The 23,849-nt window shown below is 62.5% G+C and carries 21 protein-coding genes and 1 tRNA gene; 17 read left to right on the forward strand and 5 right to left on the reverse strand.

The annotated features are described in order from the left end of the window. Nucleotides 1-2 precede the first annotated feature (2 nt). Nucleotides 3-1,400 carry an aspartate aminotransferase family protein gene (locus KUV49_RS04790; RefSeq protein ID WP_222451852.1) on the forward strand — a complete coding sequence of 466 codons (1,398 nt, stop codon included), beginning with the start codon at nt 3-5 and terminating at the stop codon, nt 1,398-1,400. A gap of 162 nt (nt 1,401-1,562) precedes the next feature. Here KUV49_RS04790 and KUV49_RS04795 read toward each other — a convergent pair whose 3' ends face one another. Beyond that, nucleotides 1,563-2,744: a M24 family metallopeptidase gene (locus tag KUV49_RS04795; protein WP_222451853.1), complete on the reverse strand. Its 1,182-nt coding sequence runs from the start codon at nt 2,742-2,744 to the stop codon at nt 1,563-1,565. Nucleotides 2,745-3,108: 364 nt separating this feature from the next. Here KUV49_RS04795 and KUV49_RS04800 point away from each other — a divergent pair, with 364 nt between their 5' ends. The 4 genes from KUV49_RS04800 to KUV49_RS04815 all read left to right on the forward strand — a co-directional run bounded on the left by KUV49_RS04800 (nt 3,109) and on the right by KUV49_RS04815 (nt 8,501). Next, nucleotides 3,109-4,212, forward strand: a complete 1,104-nt coding sequence (locus KUV49_RS04800; protein ID WP_222451854.1) for an ABC transporter ATP-binding protein — start codon at nt 3,109-3,111, stop codon at nt 4,210-4,212. A 115-nt stretch (nt 4,213-4,327) separates the two neighbouring features. Continuing rightward, a complete protein-coding gene (locus KUV49_RS04805; protein WP_222451855.1) occupies nt 4,328-5,440 on the forward strand; it encodes an extracellular solute-binding protein in 1,113 nt (370 codons plus the stop codon). A gap of 88 nt (nt 5,441-5,528) precedes the next feature. Then, a complete protein-coding gene (locus KUV49_RS04810) occupies nt 5,529-7,268 on the forward strand; it encodes an ABC transporter permease (RefSeq protein ID WP_222451856.1) in 1,740 nt (579 codons plus the stop codon). Nucleotides 7,269-7,271: 3 nt separating this feature from the next. After that, complete coding sequence (locus KUV49_RS04815; protein ID WP_152494200.1) at nt 7,272-8,501, forward strand: ABC transporter permease; 1,230 nt, start codon at nt 7,272-7,274, stop codon at nt 8,499-8,501. Nucleotides 8,502-8,556: 55 nt separating this feature from the next. Here KUV49_RS04815 and KUV49_RS04820 read toward each other — a convergent pair whose 3' ends face one another. From KUV49_RS04820 to KUV49_RS04830, 3 genes are all read right to left on the reverse strand, one after another. Beyond that, on the reverse strand, nt 8,557-9,981 hold the full coding sequence (locus KUV49_RS04820) for a citrate lyase subunit alpha (RefSeq protein ID WP_222451857.1): 1,425 nt from the start codon (nt 9,979-9,981) through the stop codon (nt 8,557-8,559). 163 nt (nt 9,982-10,144) lie between these two features. Next, complete coding sequence (locus tag KUV49_RS04825) at nt 10,145-10,423, reverse strand: DUF1902 domain-containing protein (RefSeq protein WP_222451858.1); 279 nt, start codon at nt 10,421-10,423, stop codon at nt 10,145-10,147. A gap of 273 nt (nt 10,424-10,696) precedes the next feature. Further along, nucleotides 10,697-11,563, reverse strand: coding sequence for a branched-chain amino acid aminotransferase (locus tag KUV49_RS04830; RefSeq protein WP_222451859.1), 867 nt, complete (start codon nt 11,561-11,563; stop codon nt 10,697-10,699). Nucleotides 11,564-11,719: 156 nt separating this feature from the next. Between KUV49_RS04830 and KUV49_RS04835 the strand changes: the two genes are divergently transcribed. From KUV49_RS04835 to KUV49_RS04860, 6 genes are all read left to right on the forward strand, one after another. Further along, on the forward strand, nt 11,720-12,217 hold the full coding sequence (locus KUV49_RS04835) for a MarR family winged helix-turn-helix transcriptional regulator (RefSeq protein ID WP_222451860.1): 498 nt from the start codon (nt 11,720-11,722) through the stop codon (nt 12,215-12,217). After that, nucleotides 12,214-12,915 carry a response regulator gene (locus tag KUV49_RS04840; RefSeq protein WP_152494196.1) on the forward strand — a complete coding sequence of 234 codons (702 nt, stop codon included), beginning with the start codon at nt 12,214-12,216 and terminating at the stop codon, nt 12,913-12,915. Before KUV49_RS04835 ends, KUV49_RS04840 begins: the two co-directional genes overlap by 4 nt. Before the next feature lie 323 nt (nt 12,916-13,238). Then, complete coding sequence (gene leuC, locus KUV49_RS04845; protein WP_222451861.1) at nt 13,239-14,642, forward strand: 3-isopropylmalate dehydratase large subunit; 1,404 nt, start codon at nt 13,239-13,241, stop codon at nt 14,640-14,642. Further along, nucleotides 14,642-15,247, forward strand: coding sequence for a 3-isopropylmalate dehydratase small subunit (gene leuD, locus KUV49_RS04850; RefSeq protein WP_222451862.1), 606 nt, complete (start codon nt 14,642-14,644; stop codon nt 15,245-15,247). Before leuC ends, leuD begins: the two co-directional genes overlap by 1 nt. A 362-nt stretch (nt 15,248-15,609) precedes the next feature. Continuing rightward, nucleotides 15,610-16,443 (forward strand): hypothetical protein, encoded by an 834-nt coding sequence (locus KUV49_RS04855; RefSeq protein WP_222451863.1) that lies wholly within the window; start codon nt 15,610-15,612, stop codon nt 16,441-16,443. Nucleotides 16,444-16,505: 62 nt separating this feature from the next. Beyond that, a complete protein-coding gene (locus tag KUV49_RS04860; protein WP_410000778.1) occupies nt 16,506-17,504 on the forward strand; it encodes an endonuclease/exonuclease/phosphatase family protein in 999 nt (332 codons plus the stop codon). On the opposite strand, the gene KUV49_RS04865 is transcribed toward KUV49_RS04860, so the two are convergent. Beyond that, nucleotides 17,468-18,397 carry an epimerase gene (locus KUV49_RS04865; RefSeq protein ID WP_222451864.1) on the reverse strand — a complete coding sequence of 310 codons (930 nt, stop codon included), beginning with the start codon at nt 18,395-18,397 and terminating at the stop codon, nt 17,468-17,470. The two genes, KUV49_RS04860 and KUV49_RS04865, sit on opposite strands and share 37 nt — an antisense overlap. A 108-nt stretch (nt 18,398-18,505) precedes the next feature. Between KUV49_RS04865 and KUV49_RS04870 the strand changes: the two genes are divergently transcribed. The 6 genes from KUV49_RS04870 to KUV49_RS04895 all read left to right on the forward strand — a co-directional run bounded on the left by KUV49_RS04870 (nt 18,506) and on the right by KUV49_RS04895 (nt 23,828). Further along, complete coding sequence (locus KUV49_RS04870) at nt 18,506-19,390, forward strand: LysR family transcriptional regulator (protein ID WP_261391414.1); 885 nt, start codon at nt 18,506-18,508, stop codon at nt 19,388-19,390. A gap of 58 nt (nt 19,391-19,448) precedes the next feature. Further along, nucleotides 19,449-20,555, forward strand: a complete 1,107-nt coding sequence (leuB, locus tag KUV49_RS04875; RefSeq protein ID WP_222451866.1) for a 3-isopropylmalate dehydrogenase — start codon at nt 19,449-19,451, stop codon at nt 20,553-20,555. Between the two features lie 124 nt (nt 20,556-20,679). After that, nucleotides 20,680-20,756: transfer RNA gene (locus KUV49_RS04880), tRNA-Pro, on the forward strand. Between the two features lie 222 nt (nt 20,757-20,978). Beyond that, nucleotides 20,979-21,830: a helix-turn-helix domain-containing protein gene (locus tag KUV49_RS04885; RefSeq protein WP_222451867.1), complete on the forward strand. Its 852-nt coding sequence runs from the start codon at nt 20,979-20,981 to the stop codon at nt 21,828-21,830. 19 nt (nt 21,831-21,849) lie between these two features. Further along, entirely contained in the window at nt 21,850-22,278 is a 429-nt protein-coding gene (locus tag KUV49_RS04890; protein ID WP_261391413.1) for a MobC family plasmid mobilization relaxosome protein, read from the forward strand. Continuing rightward, complete coding sequence (locus KUV49_RS04895; protein WP_222451868.1) at nt 22,272-23,828, forward strand: relaxase/mobilization nuclease domain-containing protein; 1,557 nt, start codon at nt 22,272-22,274, stop codon at nt 23,826-23,828. Before KUV49_RS04890 ends, KUV49_RS04895 begins: the two co-directional genes overlap by 7 nt. Nucleotides 23,829-23,849 lie beyond the last annotated feature (21 nt).

Here is a 23,849-nt window from a genome sequence, read left to right on the forward strand (position 1 = left end):
CCATGACCGCCATCACCAATCATATGCCCACCGCCGAGCTTCAGGCACTGGATGCCGCGCATCACCTGCATCCCTTCACCCACGGTGACGCGCTCAACAAGAAGGGCGCGCGCGTCATCACCCGCGCCAGGGGCGTGACCCTGACCGACAGCGAAGGCCACGATTACCTCGACGCCATGGCGGGGCTCTGGTGCGTCAATATCGGCTATGGCCGCGACGAGTTGGCCGACGCCGCCGCCCGCCAGATGAAGGAACTGCCCTATTACAACACCTTCTTCCAGACGACCCACGTGCCCGCCATCGCGCTGGCCGACAAGCTGGCGCAACTGACGCCGCACGACCTCAATCACGTGTTCTTCGCCTCCTCGGGGTCCGAGGCGAACGACACCAATATCCGCCTCGTGCGCACCTACTGGGAACAGAAGGGCCACCCGGAAAAGAAGGCGATCATCAGCCGCAAGAACGCCTATCACGGCTCGTCCATGGGCAGCGCCTCGCTTGGCGGCATGTCCGCGATGCACGCCCAGGGCGGGATGCCGATCCCCGACATCCACCATATCGACCAGCCCTATTGGTACGGCGAGGGAAAAGACACTGATCCAGCCGAATTCGGCCTGGAACGCGCCCGCCAGCTCGAGCAGAAAATCCTCGAACTGGGCGAAGACAAGGTCGCCGCCTTCATCGGCGAGCCGGTGCAGGGCGCCGGTGGCGTTATCGTCCCGCCCGAAACCTACTGGCCCGAGATCCAGCGCATCTGCAAGAAATACAACATCCTGCTGATCGCCGACGAGGTGATCTGCGGCTTCGGGCGCACCGGCAAGTGGTTCGGCTCGGAAACCTTCGACATCAAGCCCGACGTCATGACCATCGCCAAGGGTGTCAGCTCGGGCTACGCGCCCATCGGCGGCTCGCTGGTCAGCGACGAGGTGGCCGAGGTTCTGAACGGCTGCGAGTTCGCCCACGGCTACACCTATTCGGGCCACCCGGTGACCTGCGCCGTGGCGCTGGAAAACCTGCGCATCCTCGACGAGGAAGGCATCGTCACCCGCGTCGGCACGGAAACCGCGCCCTACCTGAAGGAAAAATGGGAAACCCTGGCCGACCACCCGCTGGTGGGCGAGGCGGCGATCTGCGGCCTCATGGGCTCCATCGCGCTCAGCCCCGACAAGGCCAGCCGCGCCAGGTTCGCCGCCGATGCCGGCACCGCCGGTCTTATCTGCCGCGAGCATTGTTTCTCGAACGGCCTGATCATGCGCCACGTGGGCGACCGCATGGTCATCTCGCCGCCGCTGGTCATCTCCAAGTCCGAGATCGACACCCTGGTCGAACGTGCGAACCTCGCGCTCGACCTCGCGCACAAGCAGCTGAAAGATGAAGGTCTTATGAAGGCTGCGAGCTGAGCCGTGTGACATACCGTGGCGCAGGGCAGCACCGCGCGCCACGGTAACGATTAGGTCGCCAAGCGGTCCACCGACGGAATACCACTCAAATACCGACGCGATACCGACGTGGTTTTCGGCACCCCGCCGGCATTAACCAGGGTTTCCGCCGGCCGAGTCGCGTCAGTCCTTGACGAACATCTGCCGGGGCATGTTGCACAGGCATTCCGCCGGGCCGTCCTCGTTGATCAGGATCGTCTCGGTCGTCTCCAGACCCCAGGTATCCATCCACAACGCGGGCATGAAATGGAACACCATGCCGGGTTCCAGCACCGTCTCGTCCTCCAGCCGGATCGACGCTGTCCGCTCGCCCCAGTCGGGCGGATAGCTGACGCCGACGGGGTAGCCCATGCGCCCTTCGCGCTTGATCTCGTACTTGGCCAGCACGTCCAGTAGCGCCTGCGCGATGTCCCGCGTCCGGTTGCCGGGGCGGGCCGCGTCCAGCCCCGCCTCGATGCCTTCCAGCTGCGCTTTCTCGGCGTCGCGAATGTCCTGCGGCGGCTCGCCGCCAAGGAACACGGTGCGGCACAGAGGCGCGTGATAGCGGCGGTAACACCCTGAAAGCTCAAAGAAAGTCGCCTCGCCCGGCTGCATCGGGTTGCCGTTCCAGGTCAGGTGCGCGGCGGTGGCGTCAAGGCCTGAAGGCGTCAGCGGCATGATCGCCGGATAGTCGCCCCAATCGTCGTCCACGCCCTCGATCCCGGCTTTCAGGATGCTGGCCACGAGGTCGTTCTTGCGCAGTCCCGGCTCGGCCATGTCGATGGCGGTGCGCATCACCTTCTCCGAGATGCGCGCGGCCTTGCGGATCAGCACCAGTTCCTCGTCGGACTTCACGATCCGCTGCCAGTTCACAAGCGTGGTGGCGTCGACGATCTTGGCATTCGGCATCTCGGCGCAGAGCACAGCATGGGCCTTGGCGGAGTAGTAGTAGTTCTCCATCTCCACCCCGATCGTCGCCGTCTCCAGCCCGTACCGCTTGAGCACTTCCGCCAGGTCCTGCATCGGGTGCCGCTCGGTCGACTGCACGAAATGGTCGCCATACCCTAGGATGAAGTCATTCTCCATCCAGCAGGTCCTGCGACCCCCCAGCATGTCCATGTGCCGGCCCCACCACAGGGGCGGGCCGTCCATCGTCAGGATCGCGCCCTGGTGCACGTAGAAGGACCAGCCGTCATAGCCGGTCAGCCAGTTCTGGTTGGACGGGTCCGTGATGAAGACCGCATCAAGCCCGCGTTCTTCCATCGCGGCCCGTGCCCGCTTGAGGCGGCGGTCGTACTCTACGGGGGTGAAGGGCAGGTCTTTCATGGTCTGATCGCTCCTCGTCTTGGTCGGGCCGGACAGCACGTGCCGGGATGACCCGAAGGTGCCTGCTGGACGACCGGAATGCACGAAAAAAAACTTGATAGACAGAACCTTGGTGGGGTCCCGGAATGGCCGTTTGCGGGCGCCCTTGCCCGATCCAAGCACTGTGAACAGAGGACCAACAGGCCAGCGATGCGTCATCAGGCAGGAAATCTGACTTAAATCCGGGCGACCTTGGTTAATTTTCCTTCGGAGATGCCTGCTGTGGAAAAACTCAATGAGTTTGCTTGCATCGCCGGCGGAAACTGGCTTTATTTCCTGTTAAACGCGGAACAACCGCGACGAAAAAACATATGGGGAGACACTCTTGACCGAATCGCAAGCGAGCGATGCGTTTGTCGCATTTGATCGTGTTCAGAAAAGCTACGACGGCGAAACGCTCGTGGTGAAGGACCTGAACCTTTCCATGCCCAAGGGCGAGTTCCTGACGATGCTGGGGCCGTCGGGGTCCGGCAAGACCACCTGTCTGATGATGCTGGCGGGATTCGAAACCGCAACGCATGGCCGCATCCTGCTCGACGGGGTGTCGATCAACGATATCCCGCCGCACAAGCGCGGCATCGGCATGGTGTTCCAGAACTACGCCCTTTTCCCGCACATGACCGTGGCCGAGAACCTCAGCTTTCCGCTGGAGGTTCGCAAGATCGGCAAGTCCGATCGTGAAGCCAAGGTCAAGCGCGCGCTGGACATGGTGCAGATGGGCGCCTTCGGCGGCCGCCGCCCGGCACAGCTTTCGGGTGGCCAGCAGCAGCGGATCGCACTGGCCCGCGCGCTGGTGTTCGAGCCGGAGCTGGTTCTGATGGACGAGCCCCTCGGTGCCCTCGACAAGCAGTTGCGCGAGCACATGCAGTTCGAGATCACCAAACTGGCGCATGATCTGGGCATCACCACCGTTTACGTGACGCACGACCAGACCGAGGCGCTGACCATGTCGGACCGCGTCGCGGTGTTCGACGATGGCCGCATCCAGCAGCTGGCGCCGCCGGACGAGCTGTACGAGAGCCCGCAAAACAGCTTTGTCGCGCAGTTCATCGGCGAGAACAACACGCTGGAAGGCACCGTGAAAGAGATCGAGGGCGGTCTTGCCCAGGTGCAGCTGGACGATGGCGGGATCATCGACTGCAAGCCGGTCAACGTCAGCAAGGTCGGCGAACGTACGCGCGTCTCGATCCGGCCCGAGCGTGTCGAATTCGACAAGAAACGTCTCAAGGAAGGCACCCACACGATCAAGGCCGAGGTGCTGGAATTCATCTACATGGGTGACATTTTCCGCACCCGTCTGAGCGTGGCGGGCAACGACAATTTCGTGATCAAGTCGCGGAACGCGCCGGACCAGACGCGGCTTACGCCGGGTGAGACGATCGAGATCGGCTGGCTGCCCGAGGATTGCCGCGCACTGGATGCGAACTAGGAGTTTTTAGGGATTCGGGCGGGCCATTGCGCCGGCCCGGATAGAACGAGGTCCGCATGTTGTTCCCGTGACATGGGGCCCGAAAGGTAAACGGGAGTACTTTTGGGAGTATGACATGAAACTGACGAAAACACTTATGGCGACGACCGCACTGACGGTTGCTGCTGCGTCGGCTCACGCACAGGAAATGACGGATTCGATGACCATCGTATCCTGGGGCGGCGCCTACCAGGCGAGCCAGCAGAAAGCGTATGCCGAGCCGTACAAGGAAATGAACGAAGGCTTGGAAGTCATCTGGGACGAAAGCTCGAACGAGGCCGTGGCCAAGCTGCGCGCCATGGACGAGGCCGGCAACATCACCTGGGATGTCGTCGACGTCGTGGCCGCTGACGCGCTGCGCCTGTGCGACGAAGGCCTGGCAATGGAAATCGACCCCGAGGAAGACCTGGCCGCCGCGCCCGATGGCACCTCGGCCGAGGAAGATTTCGGCGAGTTGCTGGTCGGTGACTGCTTCATCCCGCAGATCGTCTATTCGACCACCTTCGGCTATCGCACCGACATGGTGCCTGAAGGCGTGGAAGCGCCCAACGACATCTGCGACGTGTTCGACCTGGAAACCTATCCGGGCAAGCGCGCGCTGGAAAAGCGTCCGATCAACAACGTCGAGTGGGCGCTGCTGTGCGACGGTGTCGCCAAGGAAGAAGTCTATGACGTTCTGGCCACCCCTGAAGGTCAGCAACAGGCGCTGGACAAGCTGGCAACCATCAAGGACGAGGTGATCTGGTGGTCCGCCGGTGCCGACACGCCGCAGCTTCTGGCCGATGGCGAAGTCTTCATGGGCTCGACCTACAACGGTCGTCTGTTCGCCGCCATCGAAGAGCAGGATCAGCCGATCGGCATGATGTGGGACGCGCAGGTGTTCGACCTGGACGGCTGGATCATTCCCGAAGGTCTGCCCGAAGATCGCCTGGCTCGCGCCAAGGACTTCATCATGTTCGCGACCGACACGCAGCGTCTGGCGGACCAGGCCAAGTACATCTCGTACGGTCCGGCCCGTGCCTCCTCGGCACCGCTGGTGGGTCAGCACGCGGAACTGGGCATCGACATGGCGCCGCACATGCCGACCGACCCGGAGAATGCGCAGAACACGTTCCTCTACAACTACGAGTTCTGGGCTGACTACCGCGACGACATCGACGCCAAATTCCAGGCGTGGCTGGCGCAATAAGCGGTTCGCTTAGAGATACCTGGAAGGGCCGTCCGCGGCCCTTCCACACGGACAAAAAACAAAACAACAAACTGCCGACGGGGACTTTATGAGCGATGTGACTGACGCCACGACCGGCAAGGCGGCGCCCACGCCCGATGACGGGCTGCGCATTGCGGACAGCAACGAGGGCGGGCCTGTTCTGGCCGCCGACGGTACGCCGCTGAAGAAAAGCCTTTCGCGGACCTTGCGCCGCCAGAAGATGCGGGCGTTGCTGCTGATCGCTCCGCTGCTGATCTTCGTCCTCGTAACCTTTATCGTTCCCATCGTCTCGATGCTGCTGCGGTCGGTCGACAACACGATCGTGCCCGATACCCTGCCGCAGACGGTCAGCGCGATTGCAGAGTGGGACCCGACCGCAAGCGACCTGCCGGACGAGCCGGTCTACGAGGCCCTTTACTACGACCTGTTCCTGGCCTCCGAGGCCAAGGAGCACACCAAGCTGGGCACACGCCTGAACTACGAATTAACGGGCCTGTCCTCGCAGTTCCGGTCTGTCGGACGCGACCTTGACGAGATCGGCGAAGACCAGATCGAGGCGCTGGAAGACCTTGCCGAGGACACCTGGGACAACGAGGCCTTCTGGTTCGACCTGATGCGCGGCGGAGAAAACGCCGAGGAGAGCGACCAAGCCGTTCTGGATGACGCCCGGACGCGGCTTCAGGTCCTGACAGGCGACAGCTATTCTGGCGGAACCGGCTTTTTGCCGGGGGCGGAGATTTCCGCGCTTCTGCCGCGCACCGCCTATGAATACGCCAGCTTTGCCGTCTATACCGCCATCGCGGAAGAGGATGTCGTCGCCGAGGAAGAACCCTGGGAAGCGGTCAAGATCGCTCTGATTCAAGAGCTGCAGGCCGGTGCCGATGTGGCCTCCTACAGCGGCTTCGGAGCAGAGCAGCTCGTTGCGGCGCAGGAGATGCTGGCGGAACAGCCGCAGCCGAATTTCAAGGACGCGTTTCTGGAGATCGACAAGGGTTGGGGCAACCCGCTCACCTGGAAGACGCTCAGCGTCTACAAGGCGTCCTACACGCCGGGGTATTTCCTGAACGCGGCGGACTATCAGCTGGGCTTTGACGGGGTCGAGGCGCGGCCCGCGAACCAGCAGATCTACATCAAGCTGTTCATGCGCACGCTTTACATGTCGCTGATCATCACCGGCAGCTGTATTCTGCTGGGCTATCCGGTGGCGTGGATCCTGGCCAACCTGCCGCTGCGCACGGCGAACGTGTTGATGATCCTCGTGCTGCTGCCGTTCTGGACATCGCTTCTGGTGCGGACGAGCGCCTGGAAGGTGTTGTTGCAGCAGCAGGGGGTGATCAACGAGATCCTCGTGTGGCTGGGCTTCGTCGATGACGCGAACCGATTGATATTGATGAACAACGCGACCGGCACGATCATCGCCATGACGCATATCCTGCTGCCGTTCATGATCCTGCCGCTCTATTCGGTGATGAAGACGATCCCGCCGTCCTACCTGCGCGCGGCGAAATCTCTGGGGGCGACCAACGTCACGGCCTTCCGGCGGGTCTATTTCCCGCAATCGGTGCCGGGTATCGGGGCGGGCTCGATCCTCGTGTTCATCCTGTCGATCGGGTACTACATCACGCCCGAGATCGTGGGCGGCACCGACGGTGTCTTCATCTCGAACCGGATCGCCTATCACATTTCCAGCTCGCTGAACTGGGGTCTTGCGGCCGCGCTGGGGACCATCCTGCTGGTCGTCGTGCTGCTGCTTTACTGGTGCTACGACAGGATCGTGGGCATCGATAACGTCAAGTTGGGGGGCTAGGTCATGACCGATCAAGACGATGGCTACACAGTCACCATTCCGCGCCCGCCGCTGACCGGATTCACCCTGCCGCTGACAGCGGTTCTGGGCGCCATGTTCGGCTTTGTCGCGGGCAACGTCTATGGCCAGCCCTGGCTTGGCGCGCTTGTGGGTGCGGTGATCGGGGCCGGTATTGCGGCACTGGCGCACCAGATGTCGGGCCAGCGCACGCAGACCCGGTGGGGTATCATCGCCGCCTTCGCCATCGCGGGCTTCTTTGCAGGCGGTCTTGGTGCAGCGATATCCGGTGTCATCATCGGCGCGGTGCTCAGCTGGTTCGCGTATTGGCTCGACACCGGCGATTACCGCAAGAACGTGCCCATCTATTACACGCCGGGCCAGGTGCTGTGGCACAACACGTTCCTCTTCATCTGTGGCTTCGTGTTCTTCTTCCTGATCGCGCCGCTCATTCCGGTGATGTGGCTGAGCTTCAACGCCGAGAACTTCTTTACCTTCACGCCCGAGATGCTGAACTTCCAGGCCGAGGGCTATTCGCTGAAGCACTACCGCGATTTCCTGGGCACGGACGAGTGGATGACGCCGCTGAAGAACTCGCTGATCATCGCGCCCTTCGCGACGTTCATTTCGGTCAGCCTTGGCACGCTGGCGGCCATTGGCCTCTCGCAAAGCCATGTTCCCGGGCGGCAGGCGATCATGGCGATCCTGATCTCGCCGATGATCGTGCCGCTGATCATCTCGGCCACCGGGATGTTCTTTTTCTATGCACCTCTGGGCAACTGGCTGGAGGCGAACCTGGGGCTGGATCAAGCCTTCGTGGGCTACGTGAAGGTCATCCTGGCGCACGCGGCGCTAGGCGTGCCGTTCGTGATCATCACGGTGACGGCAACGCTGGTCGGCTTCGACCGCTCGTTGACGCGGGCGTCGGCCAACATGGGGGCGAACCCGGTCACGACCTTCTTTCGGGTCCAGATGCCGTTGATCCTGCCGGGAGTGATCTCGGGCGGCTTGTTCGCCTTCATCACGTCGTTTGACGAGGTGGTGGTGGTGCTGTTCGTCGGTTCGGCGCAGCAACAGACCCTGCCGTGGCAGATGTTCACCGGCCTGCGCGAACAGATCTCGCCGACGATCCTTGCGGCGGCCACGATCCTTGTGACGATCTCGATCCTGCTGCTGACGACGGTGGAGTTGTTGCGCCGCCGGTCGGAGCGCCTGCGCGGTCTCAGCCCGGGCTGAGACAGGAACATATCCAAAGGGGAAGCCGGGCCTCTGTGCCCGGCTTTTCTTTTGCTTAAGGGTCCAGCGCACCCACGCGGTCGATCACGGTGCCGCCTGGGGACTCGCATTCGGCAATGATCCGATCGGTGAATCGAGCTGTTGCGTGTTGCGTCGCCTGCGCCTCGGCCATGCGGCGCAGGTCATCGAGAGATGTCAGAGGCAACCCGGCGCTTTTAGCGGCCCGCGCCAGTTCTGGGGCGGCGGGGGAGATAGCGATGCCCTCTTCCGTGACCACGGCGCCGATCGTGTGGCCAGGCGTGGTGAGACAGGTCAGCCTTTCGACCAGCTTCGGAAATCTGCCGGCGCAAAGCGGGGTCGTCACGATGGCCAGCTTCGCGCCCGCCGCGGTGTCGGCATGGCCGCCAGAGCCACCGATGATACGCCCGTCGCTGGCGCAGGTGACGTTGACGTTGAAATCCATGTCGACCTCTGCCGCGCCGAGGATCATCACGTCGAGGCGCGACGCGGCGCTGTCCGGATTGGCGGGGCTGGCGTAGTCCCAGGCGGACATGGCGTGGTGTTCGGCGTCGGTGGCGTAAGAGGTGATGGCGGCACCGTCGAAGGCCTGAACGTCCGAAAGGCGCCGGAACAGACCCGCATGCAGCATGTCGACCAGAGGCCCGGTGATGCCGCCCGCTGCGAAATCGCCGGTGACGCCGCGGTCGGCCATGATCGGCGCAAGGCTGCGGGCGACCGCGAGAGACGTCCCGCCGGCGCCGGTCTGGAAACTGAAACCGTCGCGTAGAAGGCCGCTGCAGGCAATGAGGCGGGCGGTCAGGTCGGCGATGGCCTGTCCCTTGGCCGACGGCGCACGGGCGGTCGTGCCGGAGGCCACCTGTTGCGCATCGCCGATACTGTCAACGGTGACCACGTGATCGACCTGCTCGGACGGGATGCAGACACGCGGCAAGTCATAGACGTAGTGATCGGTGACAGCGGTGACAAAGCGGGCATGGGCAGCATCGACCATGGCGTATCCCAGCGGGCCACAGGCATTCGGGCCTGCAGCGCCGCCGAGGTTGCGTTCGGTATCCACCGCCGGTGTGGCGATGAAGGCCGCGTCGATTTTCAGTCGGCCTGAGGCGATGGCCTCGGCCCGCCCGCCATGGGTTTGCAGGCGGACCGGATGAGGCAGAAGACCGCGCTGCACCGCCTCGGCGAGGGCCCCGTTCATGTAGGACGTGGTGATCCGCGTGAGGGTCCCGTCTTCAAGGAACGGGATCAGGGCCGCATGGCAGGGAAAAAGCGAGGATGGCGCGATGTGCAGGTCCCGCAGGCCCATGTCCGAACAGGCTTGTAAAACCTGACGCATCACGTCGTCACCATTACGCAAGTGGTGGTGGAAGGACAGCGTGGCGCTGTCGTCTAGCTCTGAGATAGAGGTTGACCAAAGACTGTCAGAGCTTGGCATCAATTCCGGCGTCTTTGAGTATACCATTTGCCGTGTGGCGTGATTTCAGGTTCCTCGGAACAATGAGTGTCGGCCCGGAAAGTTCACATACCCACTTTTCATGACTACCCTTTCCGCCTGAAGCCTTAGCATAGTGGTGCCGGCGGAGAATTCGTGTGACCTTTCGATAAAGATCAGTCAATTGCCAACACTAGCAATGTTGCTTGTCGTTTCCGCCCGTTTTCAAGTAGATGGCGGGTATCAAGGACGCCAGAGAACTCTTGGAAATGTCCTCGCCAGCATAGTGGTTTTCCACGATAAGTTCCGACGCAAATTCGCGGGCAACCTTCTCGAATTCATCCAGTGTTTCAGCCTCGACGTGCAGTCCGACGATATCGCTTTCCGCGTACCAGACTTTTGCATCTTCATCCCAGACGGCGGTGATTTCAAAGTTTCGCTTGGACATTTCAGCCTCCACAGCCAGCACCATTCAAAGGTAACGGTTGGAGATTCGTCAAACAAGTATCTAGTGGCTATTATCGGTGAGGAATCACTAAAATCGGTGAATTATAGCAAAAATTTCGAAACAGATTCAATTTACAGTATCTTTCGAGGCGGAAAACTATCTTGAATGGCTCGCTCGTAACGTGCTGCTTGAAAGCACGCCAGACAAAGCTGCGCGCTATGTGTTTTTGCGGGGGCTGGAGACGATCAGGCGATCTGACGGTGTCTACCCCCCGCAGGACATTTCGGATGAAACACCTTAGCTGCGCACCAGTTTCTCGTAGCTCTCCGCGATATCGCGGGTCAGCGCGCCGACCTCGAAATTGTAGTCGCCGATCTGGCCGACGGGCGTCACCTCGGCGGCGGTGCCGGTCAGCCAGCACTGTTCGAAGCCTTCCAGTTCCTCGGGCATGATGTGGCGCTCGTGCACCTTGACCTGACGGTCCTTCAGCATGCCGATGACGGTCTGGCGGGTGATGCCGTTGAGGAAACAGTCGGGATCGGGCGTGTGCACCTCGCCGTCCTTGACGAAGAAGATGTTGGCGCCCGTCGCCTCGGCCACGTAGCCGCGATAGTCGAACATCATCGCGTCGGAACAGCCTTTTGCTTCGGCAGCGTGTTTCGAAAGGGTGCAGATCATGTAAAGACCGGCGGCCTTGGCGTGACTGGGGATGGTTTCCGGGCTTGGACGTTTCCACTTGGAGATGTCGAGCTTGGCGCCCTTCATCTTGGCGTCGCCGTAATAGGCGCCCCATTCCCAGGCGGCAATGGCCAGGCGCACGGGGTTGCGGGCCGAAGCGACGCCCATGTCCTCGCCGGCACCGCGCCACGCGACCGCGCGCACATAGGCGTTGTCGAAGCCGTTGGCCTGAAGGACCTCCATCTTGGCGGCCTCGATCTCGTCGACCGTGTAGGGGATCTCGAAATCAAGCTGGCCGGCGGAATAGTGCAGGCGCTCCGAGTGCTTGCGGCTCTCGAAGATCTTGCCGTTGTAGCACCGCTCGCCTTCGAAGACGGAACTGGCGTAGTGCAGGCCGTGGGTCAGGATGTGCACATTCGCGTCCCGCCATTCGACCAGCTTGCCGTCCATCCAGATCTTGCCGTCGCGATCGTCATACGCTGCCATTTCCGCCTCCTCAGCCTGGCCTCTTTCCATTTGTTGCGCTGGAAACGTCCGAAGTGGACATAAAATTGCGCAGAAACTGCGATTCGCTACCAGTTTGATCTTGGAATGTCAACAAGGCTGACTTATCTTGGCGCCGTATGTGACGGGAGGGCGAACATGGCCGAGGCGCATGGCGGCGAAAACCTGTTGTTCCTGACGGACGAACAGTTGCGACAGGGCATCGAGGCGATGTTCTTTGCCTATCGCGGTTTCACCGCCGACCCCGACCGTATCCTGGCCACGATGGCGTATGGCCGCGCGCATCACCGCGCTCTTCATTTCATCGCGCGCCGTCCCGGCACGACGGTGAACAATCTTCTGGGTATTCTGGGGGTTACCAAACAGTCTCTGAACCGGGTCTTGCGTACGCTGATCGAGGATGGGCTGGTGGAAAGCCAGCAGGGCAAGACGGACAGGCGTGAACGTCATCTGACGCTGACGGACAAGGGGCGCGGACTGGAACAGACGCTGTCCGATGCCCAAAGAGCCCGGATGCGGGCGGCCTATCGCAAGGCGGGACCGGAGGCCGTGGCGGGTTTCCGTCAGGTGCTCGAAGCGATGATGGACCCGGATATGCGGCGGAAGTATCATGCGATCCGGGAGGCTGACACATGAACGATCCGGCGCCGCACCTTCTGATCGTCGATGACGACGAGCGCATCCGCGACTTGTTGCGCAAGTTTCTTGCGCGAAACGGGTTCCTGGTGTCCGTGGCGCGTGATGCGGATCATGCGCGCCGCGTGCTGTCGGGGCTGGAGTTCGACCTGATCGTGATGGACGTGATGATGCCGGGCGAGGACGGCGTTTCCCTGACGCGGTCGTTGCGTGAAACGATCGACACGCCGATCCTTCTGTTGACTGCAAAGGGAGAGACGGAGGAGCGCATCGCCGGGCTGGAGGCCGGTGCGGACGACTATCTGCCCAAGCCCTTCGAGCCGAAGGAGCTTCTGCTGCGGATCAACGCGATCCTGCGCCGGATGCCGGAGGCCGAGCCCGAACATGCAGCCCCCAAGGTTCTGAGCATGGGGCCCGTGCGGTTCGACATAGAGCGGTCCGAGCTGATGCGCGGCGAGGACATGATCCGGCTGACGGCGACGGAGGTCCAGCTGATGCGGATCTTCGCGGAGAACCTGCGCGAGCCGGTGAGCCGCACCAAGCTGGTCGAAGACCTGGGCCGCGACCGGGGCCAGGCACAGGAGCGGGCCGTGGACGTCCAGATCACGCGCCTGCGGCGCAAGATCGAGTCCGATCCGAAACAGCCGCGATACCTGCAAACCGTGCGCGGCGAAGGCTATATGCTGGCGCCGGACTGAGACGCGATCTGGTTGTGCGGCTGCGCCGCGCAGGTTTGATGAATTGGGGGCCAGCCCCCAGGGTTGAAGCGCAGCTTCAACCGAACCCCCGGGATATTGAGGGCCAGAGGAAGAAGCGGTTCGGTCCGCGGGCCCGTTGTGCTCTTGATAGACTCGGGGCGGGGTTGTATCTGACACTTATGATACGGGTTTTCGACATGGACGATCGTGCGCGCCTGCCTTGGCGGTTCTTTGGTGCGGCACGCGCGGTTCTGGCGCGTCTATAGGGCAGCGCCCTTCGACGAATTGTTATGAATTTCCACTGACACGACGGGAGAGGACCGATGTCCCCCAAGACACTCTATGACAAGATATGGGATGCCCACCTGGCGCACGAGGCCGAGGATGGCACCTGCCTGCTTTATATCGACCGGCATCTCGTGCACGAGGTGACGAGCCCGCAGGCCTTTGAAGGGCTGCGCATGGCGAACCGCAAGGTGCGGGCGCCGGACAAGACCATTGCCGTGCCGGACCACAACGTGCCGACCACCGAGGGGCGCGAGAATCCCGAGGCGATGCCCGAGGACAGCCGCACCCAGGTGGCCGCGCTGGACAAGAACGCCAAGGATTTCGGCATCCATTATTACCCGGTCAGCGACGTGCGGCAGGGCATCGTTCACATTGTTGGCCCCGAGCAGGGCTGGACCCTGCCGGGCATGACCGTGGTCTGCGGCGACAGCCATACGGCCACGCATGGTGCTTTCGGTGCTCTGGCCCACGGCATCGGGACGTCCGAGGTGGAGCACGTGCTGGCCACCCAGACCCTGATCCAGACCAAGTCGAAGAACATGAAGGTCGAGATCACCGGCAAGCTGCGCCCCGGCGTGACCGCCAAGGACATCACGCTGTCGGTCATTGGCCGCACCGGCACCGCGGGCGGTACGGGCTATGTCATCGAGTATTGCGGCGAGGCCATTCGCGACCTTTCGATGGAAGGGCGGATGACCGTCTGCAACATGGCGATCGAAGGCGGCGCCCGCGCAGGGCTGATCGCGCCCGATGAAAAGACCTTCGAGTACATCAAGGGCCGGCCCCATGCGCCGAAGGGCGCACAGTGGGAAGCCGCCATGGACTGGTGGAAGACGCTTTATTCCGATGACGATGCGCATTGGGACAAGGTGATCACGATCAAGGGCGAGGATATCGCGCCGGTCGTCACCTGGGGTACCAGCCCCGAGGACGTGCTGCCCATCGACGGAGAGGTGCCTGCCCCCGAAAGCTTTACCGGCGGCAAGACAGACGCGGCCCGGCGTGCGCTGGAATACATGGGCCTTACGCCCGGTCAGAAGCTGAAGGATATCGAGATTGACACGGTCTTTATCGGGTCCTGCACCAATGGCCGGATCGAGGATCTGCGCGCCGCCGCTGAAATCCTGAAAGGCAAGAAGATCAAGGTGAAGCGGGCGATGGTCGTGCCCGGCTCGGGGCTTGTGCGTGCCCAGGCCGAGGAAGAAGGTCTGGCCGAGATCTTTACCGAGGCCGGTTTCGAGTGGCGGCTTGCAGGCTGTTCGATGTGCCTGGCGATGAACCCTGACCAGCTGCAGCCGGGTGAACGGTGCGCGGCCACGTCGAACCGCAATTTCGAGGGCCGGCAAGGCCGTGGCGGGCGCACCCACCTGATGAGCCCGGCGATGGCCGCGGCGGCGGCGGTGACCGGCAAACTGACCGACATCCGGGAGATCGTGTGATGGAAAAATTCGTGAAACTTACCGGCGTCGCGGCGCCGATGCCGCTGGTCAATATCGACACCGACATGATCATTCCCAAGCAGTTCCTCAAGACGATCAAGCGGTCGGGGCTGGGTGTGAACCTGTTCGACGAGATGCGGTACGACGACAATGGCAACGAGATTCCGGAGTTCGTTCTGAACCAGCCCGCCTATCGCGAGGCCAAGATCATCGTGGCCGGGGACAATTTCGGCTGCGGGTCGAGCCGCGAGCATGCGCCCTGGGCGCTGCTGGATTTCGGCATCCGCTGCGTGATCTCCACCAGCTTCGCCGACATCTTCTATAACAACTGCTTCAAGAACGGCATTCTGCCCATCGTTCTTCCGCAGGAAGAGGTCGACAAGCTGATGGACGATGCGGAGCGCGGATCGAACGCGGTGCTGACCGTGGACCTGGAACGACAGGAAATCACCGGCCCGGATGGCGGCACGATCGGCTTCGACGTCGACCCCTGGCGCAAGCACTGCCTGCTGAACGGGCTCGACGATATCGGCCTGACGATGGAAAAAGCCGCGTCGATCGACGCGTTCGAGGCCAAGGCCGCGACGCAACGCCCCTGGGTCTGACCCCGCTAGGAAAGCGATGCGCCGGCTGCCATGTGCGGCCGGTGCAATCTTGAGATTAAAAGGTTAATCAAAAGCACATCTAATATTAACGAATTATTGTGGGGGCTTAGCTTGAACCCCCCACATCTTGCGTGTGAACACAACGGCGCCTCAAATCCGTCAGTTTATTGATGCAAACCGGCACCACCCTTACCATCAAATCGCCGAAAATTCTAAGTCTAACGAACTGGTGTCTTGAGCCGAATGGTGAAAGAAGGCAGAAATTGGGCAAGAATGAGGCAAGCCGTCATAATCGACGGACCCGAATTGGAACAATGTCGCGGCATCGAACCGTGGCAGGCCAGTTGTAAGGGAACCGGGCAGTGGTTTCGCAGATCATCAGCGCGCTGACGCGTGCAATACTCGTGGCCTTGCTGGTGGCAACACCGGCGCTTGTGCTGCCGTCGGTCGCGATGGACACCGCACAGATTGTCGTGGTGATCGCGCTGCTGTTCTCGTTGCTTACCTTCATCGAGTATTTCGGCCGCTATCCCAGCATCGTCGAATTCCGGTTCGCTCCGCCCTTCAATCGTTTGAAGTTCCTCGCGCTGGCGCTTGTCGTGGTGGTGCTTTCGTTGATCGCGCGCGGCAAGATCGAGCCCAGCCCGATCCCCCTGATCCTCACCTACTTCGCGCAGACCCTCGGCAATGCGATGGATTTCCCGTTCTCGCCGGTGCGATTGGTCGTGCTGATGCTGCCGCCGGATGCCAGCCCGGACCTTGCCAATTCGGTGCGGATCGCGGCCGCCGTGGCCTATAGCGTGTCACTGGTGATGGTGCTGGTCTTCGTTATCCTGGTGCGGCTTCTTGGATGGCCCATGCGCAACGGCGCGTTCAATGTGTGGGTCAACCTGCCCTTGTTCGATCCGACGCGCGGCGGCGACATCGTTGACAGGCTCCGACGGGACTCGGGTCTTAACATTGTGTTAGGAGCTTTGCTGCCATTCTTGATCCCGGCAATCGTGAAGGCGGCGTCCCTGGTGATCGAGCCGGTGTCGTTTCAGAGCGAACAAACATTGATCTGGATGATGACCGTATGGGCTCTTCTTCCCGCAAGCATTCTCATGCGTGGTATCGCATTGATGCGCGTGGCCGAACTGATCGAAGAAAAGCGCCGCCGGGTCTATGCAAAGGCGGAAGGTTTGCAGAACGCCTGAGTGCGGGGCTTCTGGCCCTGATTGCGGCGATCTCACCCGCGGCGGCCGAAACCACCGTTCGTATCGCGACGTTCAACACCGAACTCGCCCGCGAGGGCCCGGGATTGCTGTTGCGCGATACCCTGTCCGAGGACGACCCGCAGGTCGAGAGCGTGGCCCGGCTGATTGCACGCGCAACGCCGGATATCATCGCATTGCAGGGTATCGACTACGACCACGATCTGATTGCAGCACGCGCCCTGGTGCGGCGGATCTCGGCGCACGGGCACGATTTGCCGCATGTTTTTGCGCTGCGGCCCAATACGGGCATGACCACCGGACTGGATCTCGATGGCGATGGACGAAAGGGCCGGCCCAGGGACGCACAGGGTTACGGCACATTCGCGGGACAGGGCGGGATGGCGATCCTGTCACGGTTTCCCGTCTTAACCGAGGATGTGCGCGACTTCAGCGGCATCCTGTGGCGCGACATGCCCCAAGCTCTTTTGCGACTTGAGGACGGTACGCCACTTTTGCTGGATCGTGTAAAGAAGGTTCAGCGTCTCTCAACCGTGGGACACTGGGTCGTTCCGGTTCGGATCGAGGACCAAACGCTGCGTCTCTTGACCTTTCATGCCAGCCCGCCGGTGTTCGACGGGCCGGAAGATCGCAACGGGCGGCGCAATCATGACGAAATCGTCTTTTGGCTGAAATATCTCGATGGCGCTTTCGGTGCCGGGCCCGAGCCGCCCTTCGTGCTGGCAGGGGATGCCAATCTCGACCCGGTCGATGGGGCGGGACGCAAAGCAGCGATCCGGCGGTTACTTGCAGACGGCCGGATGATCGACCCCAAGCCGATGCGACCGGCCGGTGTGGCGCAGGGCGACGGGCATGACGGTGACCCACGACTTGATACGGTGGACTGGCCAGGTCCCGATCCGGGGTCTTTGAGGGTCAGCTATGTTTTGCCTTCGGCGGATCTGGAGGTCCTGAAGGCGGGGATCGTCACTGATGGTATGAATGGATCCGTGGAGGACGCAAGTCGTCACGGGCTTGTCTGGGTCGATCTCTTGCTGAAGTGACACGAGCGGCATCGTGTCGGTCGGGCTGTTCTGCGCCAAGGCGCGACGACTTGGGTCAGCGCCTCGTCCATGGGTGTATCCCGATAATCCGGACATAGTTCGGCGAGGCGTTCGGATTGCAGGCTGTGCGGCAGGTCCCAGAGATACCGCATCTCTAGCAACCCGCGCGCCAGCGGCCAGAACGGCGCGGCCATCCGCAGGGGAAGCCAGTTCATCCGGTGTACCTTGATATCCTGGTGGAGAGCCTGCGACATGTGCTGCGCGAATTGATGGCCGGTTATCGCGTAGCCGGGGAATACGACTTCCTCGAACTGGCCGAGACTGGTCTTGCGCCGGGCGAGATGTTCCGCGGCGCGGGCCAGATCGGGCAGGAAGGCCCATGCATGCAAGGCGTCCGCGTCACCCGGATAAAGCAGCTGACCCCGGCTTGTGCGTGACATCAAGACCTTGTCGAGCCATCCGCCGTCACGCTCGATGTCGAGGAAATCCCCGGAACGCAGAAGAATCGTCTGTACGTCGCTGTCGCGGTAGCTTTGCTCGACCTGTTTGCGAATACGCCCCAGCGCTGTAGGAGGCGCCTGACGCGTCGTTTCGGACCATGGTTTTGCGGTGTCGGGCCCGAAGACATACACGTTCCCGGGAAGAAGCACGGCAGCCCCGCTGGAGCGGGCGGCGGACTGAATCTTGGCGTGAAGACCTGGAAGCTCCTGCTCCCAGAGGTGATAGGGCGGGTTCCAGGCGGCGACGATGATATCGGCGCCCTGCGCCTGCGTCATCAGGTCGTCACGGGCGCGATCAAACTGCCGCACGGTCCAGCCTGCGTTCCAGAACGCTTCGGCCGCGTGACGCCCGAACCGCCCGGTGGGGCCGAGAACAAGAACGGTCTTCTGCATCAGATCGCACCTCGTGCTGCTTGGATTGACCTCAGGTTAGATACATACATGGGAATAGGAATTGCCAAAATTTGCGCATTCGCTATTCATTCGTGAATGGTAAGTCGCATGTCAGATATTGACTGGTCGCTCGTCCGGGCCTTCCTTGCGGTGGCGGAAAAGGGGTCGCTTTCGGCGGCCGGGCGCCTTTTGGGGACGAGCCAGCCCACCCTGGGCCGCCAGGTCCGTCAATTGGAAGACCTGCTGGGCCAGGCCCTGTTTCATCGAAAACCCAAGGGGCTGGAATTGACGGCAAACGGGCAATCCCTGCTGGAGCCCGCACGGAACATGCATCGCGCCATGATCGAGATCGAGTTGACCGCTGCCGGCCAGCAAACCGAGGCAACCGGGACCGTACGGATTACGGCGAGCGATACGGTTTCGGTCTACATTCTGCCGCCGATCCTTGCCGCGCTTCATGCAGATCATCCCGGGATCCGCATCGACGTCGTGCCGTCCGACAGCAGCGAGAACCTGCTTTTCCGCGAGGCCGATATCGCCGTACGGATGTATCGGCCCGAGCAACTCGAACTTGTTGCCCGGCATCTGGGGGACTTCCCGCTCGGTCTTTTCGCCTCGCGCAGCTACCTGCAAAAGGCCGGGCGCCCGCGCACGATCGCGGATGTCTTCGATCATCCGGTCATCGGGTACGATCGGAACGAGGAGATCATTCGTGGCATGCAGGAGCGCAACATGCCAGCCTCGCGCGATATGTTCGCGTATCGCTGCGACAGCCACACGGTCGGCTGGGAAATGGTGCGCGCCGGATGTGGCGTCGGGTTCGGGATGAAGGCGCTGGGCGCATTGCACGACGATGTCGAGGACCTGGATTTCGACATCGACCTGCCAAGCCTCCCGGTCTGGCTTGCCACGCACCAGGCGCTTCGGCACACGCCCCGTATCGCCGTGGTCTGGGAGGCGCTGGCCAAGGGATTGAAGCCCCACCTTTCTTGACCCTTCCCGCGCGTCAGGCTACGCGGTGGCAACAGTCAGGATTTGGAAAGGATTCCGCATGAGCACTCCCTCGCTTCTCATTCTGCCCGGCGACGGGATCGGCCCCGAGGTCATGACCGAAGTGCGCAAGGTCATTGACTGGTTCGGGTCCAACCGCGGGATGGCCTTTGACGTGAGCGAGGATCTGGTCGGCGGCGCGGCCTATGACAAGCACGGCAGCCCTTTGCATGACGACACGATGGCCAAGGCGCAGGAAGTGGACGCCGTTCTGCTGGGCGCCGTGGGCGGGCCGAAATACGACAACCTCGATTTCTCGGTCAAGCCGGAGCGTGGCCTTCTGCGCCTGCGCAAGGAGATGGACCTGTACTCGAACCTGCGCCCGGCGCAGTGCTTTGACGCGCTGGCGGATTTCTCGAGCCTCAAGCGCGACGTGGTCGCGGGCCTCGACATCGTCATCGTGCGCGAACTGACCAGCGGCATCTATTTCGGCGAGCCGCGGGGGATCATCCAGGAAGGCAACGAGCGGGTCGGCATCAACACGCAGCGCTACACCGAGTCCGAGATCGACCGGGTCGCACGCTCGGCCTTCGAACTGGCGAGGCGGCGTTCGAACAAGGTCTGCTCGATGGAAAAGGCCAACGTTATGGAATCGGGCATCCTGTGGCGCGAAGTGGTGCAGAAGGTGCATGACGAGGATTACCCCGATGTCGAGCTGACCCACATGTACGCCGATGCCGGCGCGATGCAGCTGTGCCGCTGGCCCAAGCAATTCGACGTGATCGTCACCGACAACCTGTTTGGCGACATGCTGTCGGATGCCGCCGCGATGCTGACCGGCAGCCTCGGCATGTTGCCCTCGGCCAGCCTGGGTGCGCCGATGGCCAACGGACGACCCAAGGCACTGTACGAGCCCGTGCACGGCTCGGCACCGGACATCGCGGGGCAGGGCAAGGCCAATCCGATCGCGTGTATCCTCAGCTTCGCCATGGCGCTGCGCTACAGCTTCGACCAGGGGGACGAGGCCAAGCGCCTTGAGACGGCGGTTGAGAAGGTGCTGGCCGACGGCCTGCGTACGGCGGACCTGCTGGGCGAAGAGGGGGTACAGCCCGTCACCACCAGCGAAATGGGCGACGCGATCGTCGCGGCACTGACCGACAGTCTCTAGGCGGTCGGGTGTGGTTCGCGCACAGCTAGGCTGAAGCGACGCTCTGGCTGGCGCGACTTTTCTCCGTGGGGCGATTCCGTCCTTGCAAATGAAGGGGCGCTTATGTAATCGGCTGTCTCACGGACGGAGTGTAGCTCAGCCTGGTAGAGCACTGTCTTCGGGAGGCAGGGGCCGGAGGTTCGAATCCTCTCACTCCGACCAATAAATTCAGACAGTTAGCAATTGTTGTTCCGGCCCTCATTCAGGGCCGGTCCGGATTTGATCCGGATTTTGCGGTTCTTTGGGGGCGTTTTCCCGAGTCTCTTGGTCCCAGAAACCGAAAGGCCGCTGACCGGGCTGGCACCCGCGTCAACGGCCAAATCGAAAAGTTTGCTCGGCATGGATACCAGATCGCGGGCGTGATCGCAATCGCGGGAGGGGCCGATGTCTGAGCTTCTGCCCTTCTGCAAAATCAAGCTGCAATACCTTCTGGAGATGGTCACGGACCATGAGCTGGACGACAACGCTCTGCGCGTTGCGCTCTATCTGGCCTTGGCCCATGCCGATCACGAGACCGGCGAGAGCCGCCCGTCATTCGAGACCATAGGTGCCGCCATCGGCAAGCACGCCAAGTCGGTCAAGCGGGCACTGAACAAGGTCGAGGCGGCGCGCCACATGACCATCGAGCGCGGGACCAACAAGGGGAAATCCTCGCGCTACCGCCCGACCGAAGCGGCCTTGAAACGGGCCACCGAGCGCCGCCGGGAGGGGGACAAGGTTGTCCCGCTTAGCCGCTCCAAAGGGGGACACTCCTGTCCGCAAAGCGGGACAGACCTGTCCGGGAAAGGGGGACAGGATCGCCCCCCGAACAGAGAACAAGAACTTAGAAAAGAACAAGGGCGCGCGTCCGCGCCGAATTTGCCCGATGAAAGGCAATCCGGCGGAACGCGCCCGGACCTTGTGTTTGTCCCGAGGGGCATCTGCTTTGTCCGGGAGTGGGATGCACGGCTGGCCCGGGAAGGCATGACCACGCTGGAACGCAGCCTACCCCTGTCGCCGCACGAGCATCACCTAGGCTTCTGGCTTCCGTCCCGGACACCGGCCCCGGTGGAAAGCGAGGAGTGGCAGGCGCAGTTACGTCTTCTGCGGGATGTCATCCGTCACGCGCAGGATGGTGAAAGCACAACGTCTTCCGCACCCCGCATCACGCCCTTTGCACCGCGTCACATGCAGCGCGCATCGGGTCTTCCGCAGGATGTTGCCCCAACCGTGGGAGAGAACCGCCATGCGGTCTGAGGAAACAGCAAGGCGACCCATGTCATACGCTGGCGCGGATGACAGGGGACCTTGCGAGGGGCGGCAAGCCTCCCCTTCGAACCCCACCGGCGCGGGCAAATCCCGCGCAAAGGAGCCGCTGAACGAGACCTTCGTCTTCCGCTGCACCGCGTCCGAGAAGGCCCAGCTGCGCGCCAAGGCCGAGGCCGCTGGCCTGCCCGCCGCGACGCTCCTGCGGGAGGCGCTTGGCCTGACCGAGGCCCGCCGCCGCAAGCCAGTGCCGCGCGTCGATCCGGCGCTGGTGCTGGCCGTCGGACGCATCGGCGGCAACCTCAACCAGATCGCGCGCTGGCTGAACCACGCGATGCTGGTGGGCCGCACCGACCTCGACAGCCTGACCGTCGCGCGCCGCCTGCTAGTGATCGAACGCCAGCTCGCCCAGATCGTTGAGGCGGCGCGGCGGTGCTGATCAAGTTCTTCCCCAACGGCAAAGGCGCGGGCGCGGGGCCGGTCGGCTACCTCGTAGCCGAGCGCGTGTTGGCCTACGACGGCAACCGCGACCTGATCCGCGATGCCGATGGCCAGCCCTTGACCATGACCCGCGATCCCCTGCCCGAGGTGCTGCGCGGCGATCCCAGCCGCACCGAGGCGCTGATCGACGCCAGCCGCCACCAGTGGACCTACCGCGCGGGCGTGATCAGCTTTGCCGCCGAGGACGCGCCCAGCGAGGCGCAACAGGCCGAGGTGATGGACGCTTTCGAGCAACTGGCCTTCGCCGGGCTGGACGGTGAGCAATACGACATGCTCTGGGTCCGTCACAGCCACGAGGACCGCATTGAGTTGCACTTCTGCACACCGCGCCTGGAGCTGACCAGCGGGCGCAGCCTGAACATCGCGCCACCGGGCTACCAGGACGCCTTTGACAGCCTGCGCGATCTGATGAACCAGCGCCATGGCTGGGCTGATCCGATGGAGCTGGAGCGTGCCCAGGAGGTGCGCGACACCATCGAGGCCCCGACTCGCGCCCATGGCCGGGACGAGCTGCATGCGTGGATCCTCGACCAAATTTCGATGGGTCTCATCGAGGATCGCGCCAGCATGATCGACGTGCTCACGGATGCGGGCTTCGACCTACCCCGCATCGGCAAAGCCTACCTGACCGCACAGGACCCCGAAACCGGCGAACGCTGGCGCCTGAAGGGAGAGATTTTCCATGAAGACTGGCAAGCCGACCCGGCTGAGCGAGAAACTGAACGCGGAACTCGACACGATACGCCAGGACTACGCCGCCTCGATGGAATCCCAGCTGGAGAGCTTCAGGACCGATTTGACGGCCATTGCGAGCGACGCGCGGCGTACCATCGAGAACGATACGCGCCGCTTCCTGAACGAGAACAGGAGCTTGTTCGAGACTCGGACCGAACAGATCAGGCGCTGGCTGACGATCTCGCCCTGGGTGATCTCGGGGATGATTGTGACGGGGATCGCCTCGATGATGGCCGCGAGCTGGTTCTGGACGTCCATGCTGACACGCTCGGAGCTGACGGAACTGGGCCTGACGCGGATCGACCAGGGCGAGCGGACCTGGCTGACGCTGGACCCCGACAGGACGGAGCTGAAGACCTGCACGCTGGCCGGGACGCCGGTGATCTGCATCAAGATCGAGGAGAAATGAATGACGACGCCCCTGACAGCCTTGGAGCGCGACTTGCTCGCCTGCGTCGAGCGGTTGGTGACGGCCTGCGAAACCTCAGCCGCGGAATTGAGCGGTTTGGAAGCGCGCTCGACGAAGAGACTGCAAGCCCAGTTGGATGGTATCGCGGCCTGCGCGACATTGCTCATACGCTCGCAGATCGCGTCAATGCAGGCGTTGCGTGGCTTGCTGAGCGAAGAGGCCACCTACAACGCGCTGGACACGAAGTTGAACGAGAGCTTGAGCTTAGCGAGGGACGCCGAAGATCGGCTGAAGCAGAGCTAGAGGTGCGGGAGCGGGACATGGATCAAGGGCTGACGCACTGAGCCATTTGCCAAGCTACAGGT

The organism is Roseovarius atlanticus (assembly GCF_019802205.1).
In the GTDB taxonomy this organism is placed as follows: Bacteria; Pseudomonadota; Alphaproteobacteria; order Rhodobacterales; family Rhodobacteraceae; genus Roseovarius; species Roseovarius atlanticus_A.